The organism is Pseudomonas sp. Tav-5-1A, assembly GCF_055755055.1.
In genome coordinates this window covers 6,562,350-6,580,011 of record NZ_CM146901.1, presented here as the reverse complement: position 1 = coordinate 6,580,011, position 17,662 = coordinate 6,562,350, and the positions used below count along the sequence as shown (strand labels likewise).

At 64.6% G+C, this 17,662-nt stretch carries 14 protein-coding genes; 3 read left to right on the top strand and 11 right to left on the bottom strand.

The window, feature by feature from the left end; genetic code table 11:
* The first annotated feature begins 10 nt into the window (after nucleotides 1-10).
* Entirely contained in the window at nucleotides 11-1,819 is a 1,809-nt protein-coding gene (gene oadA / locus AC0J42_RS30450; protein WP_416421619.1) for a sodium-extruding oxaloacetate decarboxylase subunit alpha, read from the top strand.
* Between the two features lie 155 nt (nucleotides 1,820-1,974).
* Here oadA and AC0J42_RS30445 read toward each other — a convergent pair whose 3' ends face one another.
* The 4 genes from AC0J42_RS30445 to AC0J42_RS30430 form a co-directional block, all read right to left on the bottom strand.
* Nucleotides 1,975-4,929 (bottom strand): autotransporter outer membrane beta-barrel domain-containing protein, encoded by a 2,955-nt coding sequence (locus AC0J42_RS30445; RefSeq protein WP_473004936.1) that lies wholly within the window; start codon nucleotides 4,927-4,929, stop codon nucleotides 1,975-1,977.
* A gap of 85 nt (nucleotides 4,930-5,014) precedes the next feature.
* On the bottom strand, nucleotides 5,015-5,689 hold the full coding sequence (locus AC0J42_RS30440) for a GNAT family N-acetyltransferase (protein ID WP_473004935.1): 675 nt from the start codon (nucleotides 5,687-5,689) through the stop codon (nucleotides 5,015-5,017).
* Between the two features lie 9 nt (nucleotides 5,690-5,698).
* Entirely contained in the window at nucleotides 5,699-6,145 is a 447-nt protein-coding gene (locus tag AC0J42_RS30435; protein WP_473004934.1) for a GNAT family N-acetyltransferase, read from the bottom strand.
* Between the two features lie 9 nt (nucleotides 6,146-6,154).
* Nucleotides 6,155-6,781, bottom strand: coding sequence for an FMN-binding negative transcriptional regulator (locus tag AC0J42_RS30430; protein WP_416421615.1), 627 nt, complete (start codon nucleotides 6,779-6,781; stop codon nucleotides 6,155-6,157).
* 98 nt (nucleotides 6,782-6,879) lie between these two features.
* Between AC0J42_RS30430 and pdxR the strand changes: the two genes are divergently transcribed.
* Nucleotides 6,880-8,415 carry a MocR-like pyridoxine biosynthesis transcription factor PdxR gene (gene pdxR / locus AC0J42_RS30425; protein ID WP_473006921.1) on the top strand — a complete coding sequence of 512 codons (1,536 nt, stop codon included), beginning with the start codon at nucleotides 6,880-6,882 and terminating at the stop codon, nucleotides 8,413-8,415.
* 95 nt (nucleotides 8,416-8,510) lie between these two features.
* Here pdxR and AC0J42_RS30420 read toward each other — a convergent pair whose 3' ends face one another.
* The 6 genes from AC0J42_RS30420 to AC0J42_RS30395 form a co-directional block, all read right to left on the bottom strand.
* Entirely contained in the window at nucleotides 8,511-9,602 is a 1,092-nt protein-coding gene (locus tag AC0J42_RS30420) for a polyamine ABC transporter substrate-binding protein (RefSeq protein WP_416421614.1), read from the bottom strand.
* Nucleotides 9,595-10,644 (bottom strand): histone deacetylase family protein, encoded by a 1,050-nt coding sequence (locus tag AC0J42_RS30415; RefSeq protein ID WP_416421613.1) that lies wholly within the window; start codon nucleotides 10,642-10,644, stop codon nucleotides 9,595-9,597. Before AC0J42_RS30415 ends, AC0J42_RS30420 begins: the two co-directional genes overlap by 8 nt.
* 144 nt (nucleotides 10,645-10,788) lie before the next feature.
* Nucleotides 10,789-11,781, bottom strand: coding sequence for an AraC family transcriptional regulator (locus AC0J42_RS30410; RefSeq protein WP_473004933.1), 993 nt, complete (start codon nucleotides 11,779-11,781; stop codon nucleotides 10,789-10,791).
* Nucleotides 11,782-11,841: 60 nt separating this feature from the next.
* Nucleotides 11,842-12,846: an asparaginase gene (locus AC0J42_RS30405; protein WP_416421611.1), complete on the bottom strand. Its 1,005-nt coding sequence runs from the start codon at nucleotides 12,844-12,846 to the stop codon at nucleotides 11,842-11,844.
* Between the two features lie 12 nt (nucleotides 12,847-12,858).
* Nucleotides 12,859-13,581, bottom strand: coding sequence for an aspartate/glutamate racemase family protein (locus tag AC0J42_RS30400; RefSeq protein WP_473004932.1), 723 nt, complete (start codon nucleotides 13,579-13,581; stop codon nucleotides 12,859-12,861).
* A 15-nt stretch (nucleotides 13,582-13,596) separates the two neighbouring features.
* A complete protein-coding gene (locus tag AC0J42_RS30395) occupies nucleotides 13,597-15,039 on the bottom strand; it encodes an alanine/glycine:cation symporter family protein (protein WP_473004931.1) in 1,443 nt (480 codons plus the stop codon).
* Between the two features lie 187 nt (nucleotides 15,040-15,226).
* Here AC0J42_RS30395 and AC0J42_RS30390 point away from each other — a divergent pair, with 187 nt between their 5' ends.
* The gene (locus AC0J42_RS30390; RefSeq protein ID WP_416421608.1) at nucleotides 15,227-16,039 is read left to right on the top strand and encodes a helix-turn-helix domain-containing protein; all 813 of its coding nucleotides are present in this window, start codon (nucleotides 15,227-15,229) and stop codon (nucleotides 16,037-16,039) included.
* Nucleotides 16,040-16,263: 224 nt separating this feature from the next.
* Here the strand turns inward: AC0J42_RS30390 and AC0J42_RS30385 are convergent, their stop codons facing one another.
* Nucleotides 16,264-17,493 (bottom strand): hypothetical protein, encoded by a 1,230-nt coding sequence (locus tag AC0J42_RS30385; RefSeq protein WP_416421607.1) that lies wholly within the window; start codon nucleotides 17,491-17,493, stop codon nucleotides 16,264-16,266.
* Between the last annotated feature and the right edge of the window lie 169 nt (nucleotides 17,494-17,662).

Genomic DNA, 17,662 nt, shown 5'->3' with positions numbered 1-17,662 from the left:
GAACCCCATAATGTCCAAGAAAATCTTCGTTACCGACACAATCCTGCGCGACGCCCACCAGTCCCTGCTGGCCACCCGCATGCGCACCGAAGACATGCTGCCCATCTGCGACAAGCTCGACAAGGTCGGCTACTGGTCGCTGGAAGTCTGGGGCGGCGCCACCTTCGATGCCTGCGTGCGCTTCCTCAAGGAAGACCCGTGGGAGCGCCTGCGCAAGCTGCGCGCCGCCTTGCCCAACACCCGCCTGCAAATGCTCCTGCGCGGCCAGAACCTGCTGGGCTACCGCCACTACAGCGACGACGTGGTGCGGGCGTTCGTGGCCAAGGCCGCGGTCAACGGCATCGACGTGTTCCGCATCTTCGACGCCATGAACGACGTGCGTAACCTGCGCGTGGCCATCGAGGCCGTGAAGGCTGCGGGCAAGCACGCCCAGGGCACCATCGCCTACACCACCAGCCCGGTGCACACCATCGACGCGTTCGTGGCCCAGGCCAAGAAGATGGAAGCCATGGGCTGCGACTCCATCGCCATCAAGGACATGGCCGGCCTGCTGACCCCATACGCCACCGGCGAACTGGTGCGCGCGCTGAAGGCCGAGCAGTCGCTGCCGGTGTTCATCCACTCCCACGACACCGCCGGCCTGGCTGCCATGTGCCAGCTGAAAGCAGTGGAAAACGGCGCCGACCATATCGACACCGCCATCTCCAGCTTCGCCTGGGGCACCAGCCACCCTGGCACCGAGTCCATGGTGGCGGCGCTGAAAGGCAGCGAGTTCGACACCGGCCTGAGCCTGGAACTGCTGCAGGAAATCGGCCTGTACTTCTACGCCGTGCGTAAGAAATATCACCAGTTTGAAAGCGAATTCACCGCCGTCGATACCCGGGTGCAGGTCAACCAGGTGCCGGGCGGGATGATTTCCAACCTGGCCAACCAGCTCAAGGAGCAGGGCGCCCTCAACCGCATGAACGAAGTGCTGGCCGAGATCCCGCGCGTTCGCGAAGACCTGGGCTTCCCGCCGCTGGTGACGCCGACCTCGCAGATCGTCGGCACCCAGGCGTTCTTCAACGTGCTGGCCGGCGAGCGCTACAAGACCATCACCAATGAGGTGAAGCTGTACCTGCAGGGCGGCTACGGCCAGGCCCCTGGCCAGGTCAACGAGCAGCTGCGCCGCCAGGCCATCGGCAGCGAAGAAGTGATCGACGTGCGCCCGGCCGACCTGCTCAAGCCCGAGATGGTGCGCCTGCGCGGCGAAATCGGCACCCTGGCGACCTCTGAAGAAGACGTGCTCACCTACGCCATGTTCCCGGACATTGGCCGCAAGTTCCTCGAGGAACGCGCTGCCGGCAAGCTCACTCCTGAAGTGTTGCTGCCGATTCCAGAGCCGGGCAAGGCGCCTTCGGCGAGCGGCGAGGGCGTGCCTACCGAGTTCGTCATCGACGTGCACGGCGAAACCTACCGCGTGGACATCACCGGCGTGGGCGTGAAGGCCGAAGGCAAGCGCCACTTCTACCTGTCCATCGATGGCATGCCGGAAGAAGTGGTGTTCGAGCCGCTCAACGAATTCGTCGGCGGCGGCATTGGCAAGCGCAAGCAGGCCAGCGAGCCGGGCCACGTCAGCACCACCATGCCGGGCAACATCGTCGATGTGCTGGTCAAGGAAGGCGACACCGTCAAGGCCGGCCAGGCGTTGCTGATCACTGAAGCGATGAAGATGGAGACCGAAGTGCAGGCGCCTATCGCCGGCAAGGTGACGGCCATCCACATCGCCAAGGGCGACCGGGTGAACCCGGGCGAGATTCTGATCGAGATCGTGGGTTGATCAACGTTTAACCTCTGGGAGGCTTCGGCCTCCCTTTTTTATTCTGCTGCACGCAACCCTGTAGCCGCTGCCGCAGGCTGCGCTGGCCCTATGCCTCGCTGGAGATACGCAGCGTACGCCAGGACCAGCGCAGCCTGACGGCAGCGGCTACAGGTTCAGAATTTCAGTTGCCATTGGCCTATGACGGCGTGATTGCGGCTGTTGCTGCCATATTCCCCGCTGTATGCCACGCCCAACGTCTGCCGCGCGGTAATGCCCACGTCCAGCCCGGCCTCGGCCAGCAGGCTGTCGCGGTCCAGCGCCGTGCCCTGCACGCTGAAACCGCTGCCGCCGGACAGGAAGGCCTGGCGCGTCTCGCTGTCCACATCCCCATAGGTATGGCGCCAGCCCAGGCTGGCCCGCGGGGTAATGCTCATGCCGTTGGCCAGGGTACCCAGGTGCGCCACGCGTACGCCGAAGGTGCTGCTGACGTTGTCCTGGGTCTGGGCGCTGACATCCAGCGCCGCGGCGCCGCCTTTCTCCTGATAGGCGTCGCGGTGGTAGCGCTGGTAGCCCAGGGTGGCGAAGGGTTCGGCACTCAGGCGGCCGCTGCCCAGGCTGTAGCCCAATTCGGCGAAGGCCTGCTGGCTGTCGGCGTTGTAGTCGCCCTTGGGGCTGTCGGTAAAGCCATCGAACGCCACGCTGCGGCGGCTGCGGCCATCGTGGTGGCTGTAGGCGGCGCCCAGGCGCAGCGCCAGCGGCCCGTCCTGGCGCAGGGCGTAGGCGCCCAGGTGCCAGCTGTCCACCGAACCCTCGACGCCGCTGGTGTCCAGGTCAGTCTTCGAGTAGCCGCCCAGCACACCCAGGCGCCAGGCCGGGGTGGCAGCCCAGTCGGCGCCGATCACGCTGCCCTTGGTGCGCTGGGTGAGGGCGCTGGCGCCGTCCTTGCCGTCCAGCTTGCCGTAGCTGCCCAACCCTTGCAGCCACAGCCGGCCCTGGGCGTTGGGGTCGTTGAGGTTGCGGGCGCTGTCCGGTACGCCGTTGGCGGCCAGGGCCGGCGTGTCCTGGTCGTTCTGGCCCACCAGCAGGCCGGCGGTGCCGCCCATCTGCTGCATGGCCGCGAGCATGGTGCTGCCCACCTGGGCGCTGCCGCTCAGGGTGGCCGCGGCCAGGCTGGCGTTGCTGCCGCCCGCCAGTTGCTCGATGGCGGCGGAGGCCGTACGGGTAGAGGTGTTGAGCAGTGCGTTGTACAGCGTGCTGTTCTGGTCCAGCCCACCCAGGCTGCGTGCGGCGCTGGCGCCGTTGCCCGTGGTGGCGTAATCGCTGAAGGCGATGTCATTGCGGTTGTAGTCCAGCCCGACTTGGGTGGCGGTGTAGCTCAGGGTTGGGGTCAGGAACGCGTAGTCACTGGTGACCTTGGCGAAGGTGCCTTCGATGTTGCCGGCCTCAAGCACCGTGTAGTGGCTTTTCCAGGGGTAGTCGCCAGTGCTGGGCACCACTTCAAGGGTGGCGCCGGTGAGCGTGGCGGTGCCGCCCACCTGTACGGGGGCGCTGCTGCCGTCGGCGTTCACACCATAGGCCAGGGTAGCGCCGCTGCCGAAGGTCAGGTTGCCGGCGACGCTGGCAGTGCCCAGCGCGCTGCTGGTCAGCAGGGTGCCGTTCACCAGCAGGTTGCCGACGCTGCCGCCGCCGGCATAGGTGCCGCCGTTGTCCACGGTCAGGGTGCCGGCGATGCTGCCCTGGTTGATCAGCGTGGCGCCTGTGGATATCTCGCCGCCGTCGCTGAAATCGCCGGTGCCGGTCAGGGTCCAGGTGCCCTGGTTCACCTGCAGCCATTCGAAATTGCGGCTGGCGCCGAAACTGCCGCCGCTGGCATCGTCCATCACCAGCCGGTCGTAGCCGCTGCCACCGTCCACCAGGCCCTCGAAGCGGCTGCCGCTAAGCAGGGTGAGGGTGTCATTGCCGCCGCCAAGGTCCAGGGCCAGGCCGTTGCTACCGCTGATCAGGCCGGCGTTGGTGACCTTGTCGTCGAATTCGCCCACCAACTGGATGCCGAAGCCGTCCAGGCCCCGGATGGTGCCCTGGTTGATCAGGGTTAGGGCCCCCACGCCGGATCCACCGCTGCCGTCATCCACCAGAATGCCGTTATTGGCGCCGCTGATCAGCGCGCCGCTGGCGTTGTAGATATAGCCGCCACCCATGGCAATGCCCTCGCTGCCGTTAGCGAAGCCATTCTTATCCACACCCCCGGCGCCCGTGCCCTGGATGGTGCCGTGGTTTTCCACATGGCCAATGCCATCGATATCCACACCGTCGCCATCGCCATTGGCTTTCAAGCCCGCGTACGCACCGGTGATGGTGCCAAAGTTATACACAGTGCCGTCGCCGTCCGAGCCGAACCCTGAACCATTACGGCCCGTGAGTTCGCCGTAGTTGTAGAGCGTGGCCCCCAGGTCGGTGGTAATGCCATGCCGGCCACCGCTGATAGTGCCGTAGTTATACACAGTCACGCCGGTGGCCGAATCGACATCCACACCATCGTATTTCTGCGCATCGGTGAGCGAATCGCCTGTGGATATCTCTCCGTAGTTGATGATCGTCGCATTGCCGCCGGTCTTCATGCCGTCGCTGGCGTCGCCGCGAATCAAGCCGCCTTCGCGGTTGATGATGGTCGTGGTGGTGCCGGCGCTGCGCAGGCTATCCAGGTCTATCCCCTGGCCGGTGCTGGAGCGGATAGTGCCGCTGTTATCGATCAATACGCTGCCTGTGGGAAAGTTGCTGTTGATGCGCAGGGCGTCGTCGTAGCCCTGGATCAGGCCGCCGGCGCGGTTGATGAAGGTGTAGATGCGCCCCGCAGTCTCGCTGCCGCTGCTGTCGATGGCGCGGCCACCTGTGGATATGATGCTGCCGGTGTTATCCACAACCACGCCAGCGCCGCTGGTGGAGTCCTTGAGGCTCAGCGCCTTGCCGCTGGTGGTGATGCTGCCGGTGCTGGTCACGGTCAGGGTCTTTTCCCCGGTCAGCGTCTGCGAATCGGTGGTGGGCGCACTGATGACCGTGGCGTTGGCTTGAGTTATCCCCAGGCTGAGGATGGACAGGGCGCAGGCTAGGCGGGACGGGGACGGAAGCATGACTGACGGCCTTTTGTAATTGGAAGGCCGTCCTATATAGCGATGTGTGTTTACAGCTATGTTTAACCGTACAATTTGAAATAATTTAACGGCGGGCCGTTCGCAGTTCGCTCAAGCTTTTGAGTTGGCCATTGGCACCCTGGTTGGCATCCGCCAGCCAGGCATCGAACGCCGCATGCACCGCCGGCCATTGGCCGTCGGTGATCGAATACCAGGCGGTATCGCGGTTGCAGCCCTTGACGATCATGTGCTGCCAGAACACCCCTTCGAAGGTGAAGCCCAGGCGCTCGGCGGCCTGCTTGGAGCGGGCGTTGGCGTTGTTGCACTTCCACTCCAGGCGGCGGTTGCCCAGGGCGAACGCCAGCTTGGCCAGCAGGTACACGGCCTCGGTGCTTTTCGGTGTGCGCTGCATGCGGGCGCCGAAGGCCACGTGGCCGATCTCGATACGGCCATGCTCCGGCACGATGGACATCAGGCTGAGGATGCCCTCGGCCTTGCCGCTGGCGCTGTCGATAACCGTGTAGAACAACGGATCGCTGCTGCCCGCCTGGCCCCTGAGCCAGGCATCGAACAGCCCGCGCTCGGTGAAGGGGCCGTAGGGCAGGTAGTCCCAGAGTTTCGGGTCGGGGCCCTGCAGCGCAGCCCACAGCTGGTCGCCGTGGTGGCCGGCGTCGAGTTTTTCCAGGCGCACGAAGCGGCCTTGCAAGGTGGAGCCACTGGGTTCGACGGCGGGTTGCCAGTCGACGACGGGGTTGGACATGGTCAATTCCTACAGTGCTTTGCGAAATTGTATGAAGCCGGGGCGTTCGGCGATGCGTTCATACAGCTGGATGGCGGTGGCGTTGGTCTCGTGGGTCAGCCAGTGGACCTTGACGCAGCCTGCGGCGGCCGCGGTGGCGTACACATGCTCGATCAGCTTGCGCCCAACGCCCAGCCCACGCGCCTCCTCACTGACGAACAGGTCCTGCAGGTAGCAAGAGTTCTCGATCGACCAGTTGGAACGATGGTAGATGAAGTTGACCATGCCGATGGCGCGCCCGTCCTTCCACGCCAGCGCAGCGTTGGTGGTTTCGCTGGGGTCCAGTAGGCGTTGCCAGGTGCTGTCGGTGACCTGCTGCGCCAGCTCGGTTTCGTAGAAACGCAGGTAGCCTTGCCATAGGGGCAACCAGTGTTCCTTGTCAGCTACGGTGACCGGGCGAATTTCAACGGATGACATGGTGGCTCCTTATTCACTCATGAGCTGGGCAACGGCGTTGTCCAGGGGATCGATGCTGGCCGCGAGGCCCTGGCGCACGCCGGCGATGTCCTCGGCGCTGCGGTTCTGGCTGAGCTTGCGCTTGCCTTCCAGGCGGCTGATGGGCAGCTCGAAGCCGACGATGGCCTTGAGCATGCTTTGCAGGTAGTCGGCGGGGGCGTCATTCACGGCCCAGGGCTTGGCCTGGCCCGCCTCGTGGCGGTCAGTGAGCTGGCTGACCAGCGCGCGCAGGCGCTCGGCGTCGCTGAACACCTCGGCCGTGCCAGTGGCATGCACGGCCAGGAAATTCCAGGTCGGCACCGCTTTGCCGTGCTCGGCCTTGCTGGGGTAGAAGTTCGGGCTGACATAGGCGTCGGCACCGCTGAATATCACCAGCGCTTCGCTGCCATTGGCCAGGTCCTGCCATTGCGGGTTGGCCCGGGCCAGGTGGCCGCGCAGGGTGCCGAACGGGCCGGCGGCACGGTCCAGCAGCAACGGCACGTGGCTGGCCTGCAGGCCGCTGTCGCCGTGGGTGACAACAATCGCCAGGCGGCAGTCCTGCATCTGCTGCTGCAGACGTTCGATGTCCTGGTCGTGGAAAGCGGCGGGTAGATACATGGCTCGAAAATCCTCGGCGTGTGTGCCTATCCTAGGCAGTGGATTGGACCTTTGTAAGATCCATTACCTGTCATTTTCATAGGACCATTAGCGTGCCAATCACCTCCCCAGCGTTGCCCTTCGACCCGGCCGGCATCCATCTGGACGCGGCCCGTGGCCTCAGCCGCGGGCTGTACCAGGCCCTGCGCGAACGGGTGCTGGATGGCCGCCTGGCCAGCGGCACGCGCATGCCTGCTACCCGGGACCTGGCCAACGCCCTGGGGGTGTCGCGCAACACCGTGGTGCGTGCCTACGACCAGTTGTACGCCGAAGGCTACCTGGAGGGCAGGGTAGGGGACGGCACCTACGTGGCGGTGTTGGAGCATCCGCCAGAAAAACTATCCACAAAACTGTCCACAGGGTTATACCGGGGTATATCCACAGGGTTATCCACAAATTCGCTTGAAAGTACTGGCTTTTCATCCAGTAAAGTTATCCACAGCGAGGCCTTAAAGCTGTTGGATGAACACCACTTGTCGCCCCTGCGCAGCGGGCCGCCACGGGCGTTTCGGGTCGGCGTACCAGCGTTCGACCTGTTCCCGTTTGCCACGTGGGCCAAGCTTTATGCGGCTTTCTTGCGTGCACCCGACCCCGAGTTGCTGGGCTACGGTGATCCGGCCGGTGACCTCACGCTGCGCGGGCTGATAGCCGCCTACCTGCGCAGTTCTCGCGGCCTGACCTGCGGCGCTGAACAAATTCTGATCACCACCGGTGCGCAGGAGGCCATAGCACTTTGTGCACAGTTGCTGGTGGACGCTGGCGACACCGTTGCCATCGAAAATCCAGGCTACCGGGCCGCCGGGCATGCCTTCGCCAATGCCGGTGCCAGGCTGGCCGGCGTGGCGGTGGATCAGGAGGGCCTGGTGTGCTCGGCACTGGATGGCATCGAGGGCTGCCGCATGGCCTATGTCACCCCCGCGCACCAATATCCCACGGGGGTAACCCTCAGCCTGGCGCGGCGCCTGGCCTTGCTGGAATGGGCCGAACGCACCCAGGGCTGGATCGTCGAGGACGACTACGACGGTGAGTACCGCTACAGCGGAGCGCCCCTGGCGCCGTTGGCGGCGCTGGACCGCAGTGGCCGTGTGCTCTACGTGGGCACCTTCGGCAAGGTCGCCTTCCCGGCGTTGCGCCTGGGCTACCTGGTGGTGCCGCCAGCGCTGGTGGATGCGTTCTCGCGCAAGCGCGGGGTAACGCTGCGGCACTCGGAAATTGGCACCCAGCGGGTCATGGCCCGCTTCATCGCCGACGGCCACTTCCAGCGCCACATCCGCCGCATGCGCCGTGCCGCGCTGGCGCGCAGGGACGCATTGCTGAACAACTGGCCTGTGGATATCCCCGGAATCGGCCCGCTGCCGAGCGTCTCCGCCGGCCTGCACCTGACCATTCCGGTGGATACGCTGGCGCGGGAGCAGGAGTTGGTGGCGCAAGCGGAAGCGGTGGGGGTGGAGGTGAACGCCCTGAGCCATTACTGGCTGGAAGATTCGAACGGGCCGGTGGATAACCGGGCGGGGCTGGTGCTGGGGTTTGCGGCGGTGGATGAGCCGGCCACCGTGACCGCCCTATCCCGTTTACGCCAAGCCTGGGCCCCGTAGCAGCGGCCCTGGGCCGCGTCCCAGGCGCCGCGGTATTGGCAGTTATTGCGCGTCACGGCCGGACGCCGCCTGCGGCAGCTGCTACGGGGGTGGGGTCAGGTACCCGACTTGATCTTGGTCCATGCCCGTGTGCGCGCCCGTTCCGCGTCGTGGGGCAATGGCTTCAGCGTATACAGCTTGGCCATCATCTCGTCAGTGGGGTACAGGTTCGGGTTGGTGCGGATCGCTTCCGAGACCTTGGCAGTAGCGTCCTTGTTGGGGTTGGGGTAGCCGACGAAGTCGCTGATAGGCGCGATCACCTGGGGTTGCAGCAGGTAGTTGATGAATTTATGCGCATCCTCGGGGTTGGCCGCGCCCTTGGGGATGGCCAGCATGTCGAACCAGATCGGCGCGCCTTCCTTGGGCAGGCGCATGTCCACCACCACACCATTCTTGGCATCGCGGGCGCGGTTGGCGGCCTGGGAGAAGCTGCCCGAGTAGCCCACGGCCACGCAGATGTCGCCGTTGGCGATGTCAGCCATGTACTTGGACGAGTGGAAATAGGTGATGTACGGGCGGATCTTCATCATCAGCGCCTCGGCCTTCTTGTAGTCGGCCGGGTTGCTGGAGTTGGGGTCCAGGCCCAAGTGCTGCAAGGCCAGCGGCAGAATCTCCGAGGGCGAGTCGAGCATGGCTACGCCGCACTGCTTGAGCTTTTTGATGTTGTCCTCGTTGAACAGCAGGTCCCAGCTGTCCACCGGGGCGTTGTCGCCCAGCACCTGCTTGACCTTGGCCGGGTTGAAGCCGATCAGGATGGTGCCGTACATGTAGGGCACCGCGTACTTGTTGCCCGGGTCATTGAGCTCCAGCAGCTTCATCAGCTTGGGGTCCAGGTGTTCGAAGTTGGTCAGCTTGCTGCGGTCCAGCGGCTGGAACACCCCGGCCTCGATCTGCTTGGCGAGGAACACGTTGGACGGCACCACCACGTCGTAGCCGGAATTGCCGGTCAGCAGCTTGGCTTCCAGGGCCTCGTTGGTGTCGAAGATGTCGTACACCAGCTTGACGTTGTCGTCCTTCTGGAAGTCCACCAGCGTCTGCGGGGTGATGTAGTCGAACCAGTTGTACACCTTCAGGGTGCGTGGCTCGTCGGCGTGGGCTGCACCACAGGCCAAGGCCAGGGCGCACAGGGCTTGCTTGAACTTATGCATGTTGGCGTTCCTTGAGGGCGCGTTCGAAACCTTCCAGCACGTTCACGGCGTTGATGCCGATCTCTTCCACTGCATAGCCGCCTTCCATCACGAACAGCGTCGGCTTGCCCAGGGCGGCGATGCGCTTGCCCATGTTCAGGTAGTCGGGGCTGTCCAGCTTGAACTGCGAAATAGGGTCATCCTTGAAGGTGTCCACGCCCAGGGACACGATAATCACGTCCGGCGCGTAGTCGTCGATGCGCTGGCAGGAGGCATCCAGGGCCGCGCCCCATACGTCCCAGGCGCTGCCAGCGGGCAACGGGTAGTTGACGTTGAACCCTTCGCCGGCGCCTTCGCCCACTTCATCGGCATAACCCAGGAAGAACGGGAATTCGAACTCCGGGTGGCCGTGGATCGAGGCGAAGAATACGTCGCTGCGCGGGTAGAAAATGGCCTGGGTGCCGTTGCCGTGGTGGTAGTCGACGTCGAGGATCGCCACGCGCTGGTGGCCCTGGTCGAGGAAGGCCTGGGCGGCGATGGCGGCGTTGTTCAGGTAGCAGTAGCCGCCCATCACGTCGCTGGCGGCGTGGTGCCCCGGTGGCCGGCACAGGGCGAAGGCACTGTAGGCGCCGGCTTGCATGGCGGCCTGGGCGGTCAGGGCGACCTGGGCGGCGCTGTAGGCGGCTTGCCAGGTGCCGGCGGTGATCGGCGCGCCGCCGTCGAAGGAGTAGTAGCCCAGCTCGCCCAGCAGGGTGGTGGGCTTGATGGCGCGCAGGGTACGGGCCGGCCAGGTGAACGGCATGATGTCGTCCTCGCGGCCCATCTCGGTCCAGCGCTGCCAGGCACCCTGGAAGAAGTCCAGGTAGCCCTTGTCGTGAATGCGCTCGATGGGTGCGCGGCCAAAGTCCTTGGGTGCCTGCACCGGGCCCAGCTCACGGTCCTTGACCCGCTGCAGCACATGGTCGGCGCGCGAGGGCATCTCGAAGCAGGGCATCAGTTGCCCGTCGATCAGCTCGCAGCGGCCGTGGTGCAGGTGGTGGTCGTCCGAATAAATCGTCAGCATTTTCTTGTTCTCCGGTGGCTGAATCAGGGCTCCATTCTTGATGTGCCAACGGTGAATCGGGAACGTCGGGAACGGCCAAAAGGGGATCGATATGGCCAAGCGTGCTGACCGGATTTCGCCCCCGTTTGACGCGCAGCGCACCAATCAGGCGCGGAAATGGCTCGGCGCCACGCCGCTCCAGCGTACGAATGCATGGCGGAAACTGGCGGTTTCGCTGAAGCCCAGGGTCTCGGCAATGCGGTAGATGGGGACCTGCTTGTCGGCCAGCAGGTGCTTGGCGCGCTCGAAGCGCAGTTGGTCGAGTAGGTCCTGGTAGCTGCTGCCCACGTCGCTGAGGTGGCGGCGCAGGGTGCGCGCCGAGCAGTTCATCTGCCGCGCCAGGCCGTCCAGGCCAGGTGCATCGGCCAGCTGCGCTTCAAGCAGTTGGCGAATGCGCCCCAGCCAGGCCTGGCGCCCGGTGAACTCCAGGTTCTGCACGCGGCAGCGCTCGGCCATGGCGCGGTGGGTGACCGGGTCGGCCAGGGGCAGTGGCTGGTCCAGCCAGGCCTTGTCGAAGGCAAAGGCATGGTCGCAGGCCTCAAAATGCATCGGGCAATCGAAGGTCTCGGCATAGCCGTGGTGGTAGCGGGGGGCGGGATGGGCAAAGCGCGCGGCCAGCAAGGGCAGGGGGTGGCCGAGCAGGTCGTCGCAGATCACCTTCAAGGACGTCATGCACAGCTCGGCGTTGAATACCGCCAGGGCGGGGCTGTCGGTGTAATGGCTGGCGCTGAACCAGATGCGCTCGCCATCGTCCTTGAGTTGCAGGTGGAAAAGTGTTCCCAGCAGTGCCGGATATTGCAGCGCCAGACGCAGGGCGTCACCGAAAGTGGCACTGGACAGCAGGGCGTAGCCGAGCATGCCGTAGGCGGAAACGTGCATGCGCCGGCCCAGTTCCAGGCCGATTTCCTCGCGCAGGGCCACGGCATTGGCGCACACCTGCATTTCCTGGCTGGTGGTGATGCGTGGGTCGGCGCGGCTCAGGTCGGCGGGGCTGATGCCGCTGCCTGCCAGCAGCGCTTCGCTGCTCAGGCCTTCGGATTTGAAGGTGTTGAGCACCAGCGAGACGGCGTTGAGGGTGGTGAGGTGGGAATGGAGCATGCTCGATATCCGACGGGAACCTGGCGGATACCGAGCAAGGAGCGTGCCTCTCGTTACCGGCTAGGCTAACTCACCACACAAATCCAGCTCCACCAGGCGGCGCACCTCGGCCACCGGCAGGCCAGCGCCCAGCAACGCGTGCAGCTTGCCGAACGCCGCTTCGCGGGTCATGCCGCCACCGGCCAGCACGCCGGCGGTACGCAGGCCGCTGCCGGCCTCGTAGACGTCGAACTCCACGCCGCCTTCGTGGCACTGGGTCACGGCCACGATGACCACGCCGTTGGCCTGGGCGGCCTGCAGCGCGGCAATGAAGCCGGGGTTATCGCACGGGCCGGTGCCGCTGCCGTAGCACTCCAGCACCACGCCCTGCACGCCGCTGGCCAGCACCGCGTTCAGCGGCTCAGCGCCGAAGCCGGGGAACAGCGGCAGCACCGCTACCTTGGCCAGGGCTTTGGGCTGGTGGTAGCCCAGGGCTGCTGGCAGTTGCCCGGCCGCGGCCACGCCACCACGGCGCTTGAGGGCGGCGAAGGGGTTGCGGCCGAAGCTGCGGATTTTCGCGCAGCGGGTCGGCGCCAGCAGCTCGCCGTGGAAATACAGCTGCACGCCGGCTGGCAGGCCCTGGCCCAGGGCCAGCAGGGCGCCGTTGATGTTTTCCCAGGCGTCGCTGTCCGGCACACCGGCGGGCAGCATGGAACCGGTGAACAGCACGGGCGCCGGCAGGCCCAGCAGCTGGAAGCTCATGGCCGCCGCGCTGTAGGCCAGGGTGTCGGTGCCATGCAGCACCAGCACCGCGTCGCAGCCATCCGCTTCCACGGCCTGGACCACGGCTTCACGCAGGCGCTGCCAGTAGTCGGGGGTCATGTTGGCGCTGTCGATCAGCGGCAGCAGCTCGCGGAAGCGCCAGGCCGGGATGGCCAGCTCGGGGTGGCCGGCCAGTTGCTCGCGCAGGCGCTGTTCGAAGCCCGAGGCAGGCGCCAGGCCGTTGGCCGTGGCCTGCATGCCGATGGTGCCACCGGTGTAGAGCACCATCACTTGACGGGCGGGTACTGCATGGGGCGAATTCATGTGCCCGTTCTCCTAGCGAATGAGGCTGTGGTCGAGCATGGCTTCGGCCACCAGCTGGGTGACATCGACCAGTTGCTTGTCGGTGTCGATATCGGCGATCAGGGGCAGCTCGGTGCACGCCAGCAACACCGTGTCCGACTCAATGCTGTCCAGCAGCCGGACGAAACGCGGTCGCAGCTCGGGGTGCCTGGGCCCCAGCGCCTTGATGTCGTAGATCAGTTGATGCAAGGCCTGGGCCTGCACCGGTTCGAACGCCACGTGCTGGCGCAGCGAGCGGTACGGCGACCACTCGCCCAACTCGGCCACCGGGCGCGCGCCCAGCAGGCACACGCGGGTCAGGCCGCGGCTGCGCAGGTAGTGTTCGAGCACGTCGCAGAACGAGACGAACACACTACGCAGGTTCAGCTCGCGAATGCGTTCGGCAAATAGGTTCAAGGTGTTACAGGCAATGGCGAAGGCAGCGACGGTGCCGTCCAGGGCCAGGACGTCCTGGCGCAGGGCGGTCCACACTTGCTGTTCGGTCTTCTGCAATTCCATGGACAACCCCAGTTCGGGGTCGGAGATGATCGACACCGCGGGGGCATCGAGGTCGCCGCGAAACGCCTGGCCCAGGCGGCGACGGTTTTCTTCCAGCAGCTTGGCCCACATGTCCATCCCGGCTTCTGGCCCAGAGCCGGTGATGATCCCGAGCCTGGGCCGGGCGACATAGTCGCCCGGGGCCAGGTGGGTGGGCATGAATGCCCCGGCCATTTAGCGTTGTGCCTGGGCCAGGTTCACAGCCTTGTCGGCTTCGGTGCCGGCAGTCACGGCTGGCCACGACTTGGCGTCGATGTCCAGGTCCGGGAACTGGCTGGCGTCGAACACCGGGGTCTTGATGCCGGCCTTGCGCTGGGCATCGTAGTCCGCCAGCAGGCGCAAGCCGATGTTGAACAGCATGGCCAGGGCGATCAGGTTGACGAACGCCAGCATGGTCATGGTGATGTCGGCGAAGGCGAACACGGTGCTCAGGTCTTCGACCGCGCCCCACACGATCAGCGCCAGTACCAGGGCACGGTAGCCGATCAGCGCCTTGCGGTTTTCACCGACCAGGAAGCGCAGGCTGTTCTCGCCCAGGTAGTAGTTGTAGAGGATCGAGGTGAACACGAACAGCGCCAGTGCCACGCTGATGAACATGCGGCCCCAGTCACCGACCACGGCGGCCAGCGAGTTCTGGGTCAGGGCAATGCCGTCACCTTCGAAGCCCGGGGTGTAGAAGCCCGACAGCAGGATCAGCAAGGCGGTGCAGGTGCAGATCACGAAGGTGTCCAGGAACACGCTGAACGCCTGGACCACGCCCTGGGCAACCGGGTGCTCGACCTGGGCCACGGCGGCCACGTTCGGGGCGCTGCCCAGGCCGGCTTCGTTGGCGAACACGCCGCGCTTCACACCCATCACAATGGCGCTACCCACCAGGCCACCGAAGGCCTGGTCAAGGCCGAAGGCGCTCTTGACGATGGTTTCCAGCATGGCGGGTACGTGTTCGAACTGCAGGCCGATCACGTACAGGGTCACGCCGATGTACACCAGGGTCTTCACCGGTACCAGCAGGTCAGCCACCTTGGCGATACGCTTGATGCCGCCCACGAACACCAGGCCCAGCAGCACGGCCAGGGCGATGCCGGTCTTGTGCACGTCGAGGCCGAAGGCGTTGTTCAGCGAGTGGGTCACGGCGTGCGATTGCAGGCCGTTGAAGGCGAAGCCGAAGGTCACCAGCAGCAGGATGGCCATCAGCATGCCCAGCTTGCGCTTGCCCAGGCCGTGCTGGATGTAATACGAAGGACCGCCGCGGAACTGGCCCTCGGAGTCGCAACGTTTGTACAGCTGACCCAGGGTGCACTCGAAGAAGCTGCTGGACATGCCCACCAGCGCGGTGACCCACATCCAGAACACGGCGCCAGGGCCACCCAGGGTCACGGCAATGCCGACGCCGGCGATGTTGCCCGCGCCCACGCGGCCAGCCAGGCTGAGCATCAGCGCCTGGAACGAACTCAGCTGGTCCGAGCTGCTCTTGAGGCTGTCACGGAACACCGCGAACATGTGGAAGAAGTGTCGAAGCTGGACGAAACGCGAGCGGATCGTGAAATAGCTGCCGAGGCCGACAATAAGCACGATCAGTACTTTGCCCGAGAGGAAGTCGTTGATGACTTCAAGCATGGAGTAATCCTCGCTGTTTTTTTTTTGATGGCGAATTTGACTGGTCCGGGTGCAACACGCCGCACCCAGTTACCGGGGCGCAAATGGTTGGCGATTGACCCGTGCGGAGCAATTTCGCGGGTTGATGGAAAATGACGCTACTTGATGCTACCTTCGCGCTCCTTGGCGCCATATCGACGAGCTGCACATGCGTGAATATCTCCCGGCGAACCTGCAGTTGCTGTGTCGGCACTATCCGTCCATTGCCGAGGTGTGCCGGCGGCTGGACATCAACCGTGCGCAGTTCAACAAGTACCTGAGTGGCCAGAGCCTGCCGACGCCCTACAACCTCAAGCGCATCTGCGACTTTTTCGGGGTCGAGGAATACGAGATCGGCCTGCCGGCCGAGCAATTCACGCGTCTGATCGGCGTGCGTCACCGCCACACCGTGGAACAGCCGGAAATGACCGGGCCGCAACGGGCCCTGGAGCATCTGCGCCAGCGTTCATCCCCGGACCTGGCCGCCCACCTGGGCTATTACTACGAGTACTACCACTCGATGTCGGTTCCGGGGCACATCCTGTGCTCGCTGGTACACGTGCACGAAGAGGGCGGGCACTATACCTATGAGCGCAGCGAACGTCTGCAAACGCCGGGTATCAAGGGTGAAGAATACGAGCGCTACCGCTACCTGGGGGTGGCCTATAGCCTGCAAAACCGGCTGTTCTTCGTCGATTACGAATCGCTGACCTCGAATGAAATCTGCCAGACGGTGCTCATCCCCAGCTACAAGGCGCGCATCAAGCGCCTCAATGGCCTGAAGATCGGCGTGTCTTCCGCCGACCACCGCGCCCCGGCCTGCACCCGGGTGGTGTGGGAATTCCTGGGCAAGGACATCAACCGCGTCGACGCCTACCGCCGCGTGCGCTTGTACAAGCCCGACGACCCCGAGATCGACACCGACCTGCGCGAACGCCTGGCGCAGACGCAGGTGGTGGATGGGTTGTTCCAGATCGGGTGAGCATGCCCCCGTAGCAGCTGCCGAAGGCTGCGTCCGGCGGCAGTCCTGTGTTGCCCCGGGACGCGGCCTGGGGCCGCTGCTACAGCGGGGTTGTGCGCAGGGTTTCGCGTAGCCGCTGCCGCCAGGCTGCGCTGGCCCCTGAGTGCACTGGAGATCTTCAGCGAGGTGAAGGGTTGCGCAGCCTGGGGCCGCTGCTACAGAGGGCTTCCGCGGGCTGCTCTACATTAAAAGTAATACCCAATGTTCACGTTGGTCCGGTAATACCACTGGTTGCTCCCGCTCGATGACGTGCTGGTCCACCCTGTGCCGTTTTCTGCCCCTCCGAACGGGTTGGCGTTCTTCGCCCAGGTGAAGTCCACCCACGCCATGATCGGCATGGCGATGAACTGCGCGCCCACGGTGAACATCTGCGAGTCGTCCCAGCCACTCTTGTCTTTCATCATGCGGCTGTAGTCGTTGTACAGCTTGATCTTCTTCAACTGCCCCAGGCTTGGCGTATAGATGTCATAACCAACGTTGAGCGAGGCGAGGGTGGCCTTGGCCGCGATCAGGTAAGCGGGCGTCAGGCCGTTGCCGCCCATCAGCACCGAGTCGTTGCTGACGCCTGTTGGGTTCTTCGGATCGTATTCGTAGCGGATGCCCTGGCCTGTCACGGTCCACGGCCCGGTGTTGAAGATGGCGTGTACACCGGCGGCCCAGTAGCTGCCGTTGTCATCGGTGGTGGCGTTGTACAGCTGCGAGGCGGCCAACGAGGCGCCGATCTCGCTGCTCCAGTCGCTGCCACTGAACGTACGCGCCACCCGCGCGTTGACCTGGTTGCGCTTCTCGTTGTCCTGGCGCGACTGGGTGATGGCCACGGCGTTGTCCTTGAGGTCGGCATAGCGGCCGATCTCCGGCGAATAACGGATATCGGACGGCAACATGCGCGGGAAGTAACCCAGTTGCAGGTCCCAGTCCTTGTCCTTGTAGCTGTACTTCAGGCCGGTGCCGGCGCTTACCCCGTAACCCATGAAAAAGGGAATGTGGTAGCTCCAGCCGAACTGTGGATAAGGTTCCAGGCCGAACGGCTTGAACGGCGCGCCCAGTTGCAGGCTGGAGTTGCTGGTGAATTTGTAGCCAACGAAACCGTGGTCCACCGAGTGCTTGCCATCGTCCTGGAACCAATAGCCCACATCGCCATACGCCTGTTTATAAGTGGCTTTCACGTCGAGGCGGAAGGTGTCGAACAGGAAGCGCCCGTTGTTCTCGGTAGTCTTCCAGTGCTCGTCGCGGTAATTGGTGCGCAGCGCACCGCCGATGTCCAGGCTGCTGTCGCCATCGTCACTGCGCCAGGCGATATGCGGGAACGGTTTTTTAACGTCACTGGGTACGTCGGGTGCAGCCGGGCCGGGTTCGGCGGCCAATGCGGCACAACTGCTGATAATCAAACCCAGGCCAATCACAGACTTTTTCATTGCTATCCCCAACCCTGCAAAGTTGCTACGGTTAAAAACAATGGGCAACAGTTTTCCGTGGCTCGAATAGGCGAGCGCGGTGTTGAATCATTGAGTGGCAGGGTCCACTGTTTTAAGGGTGGAACGTTGTATTATGTGTGAACCCACGATGGATTTAGCAGGAAATGTG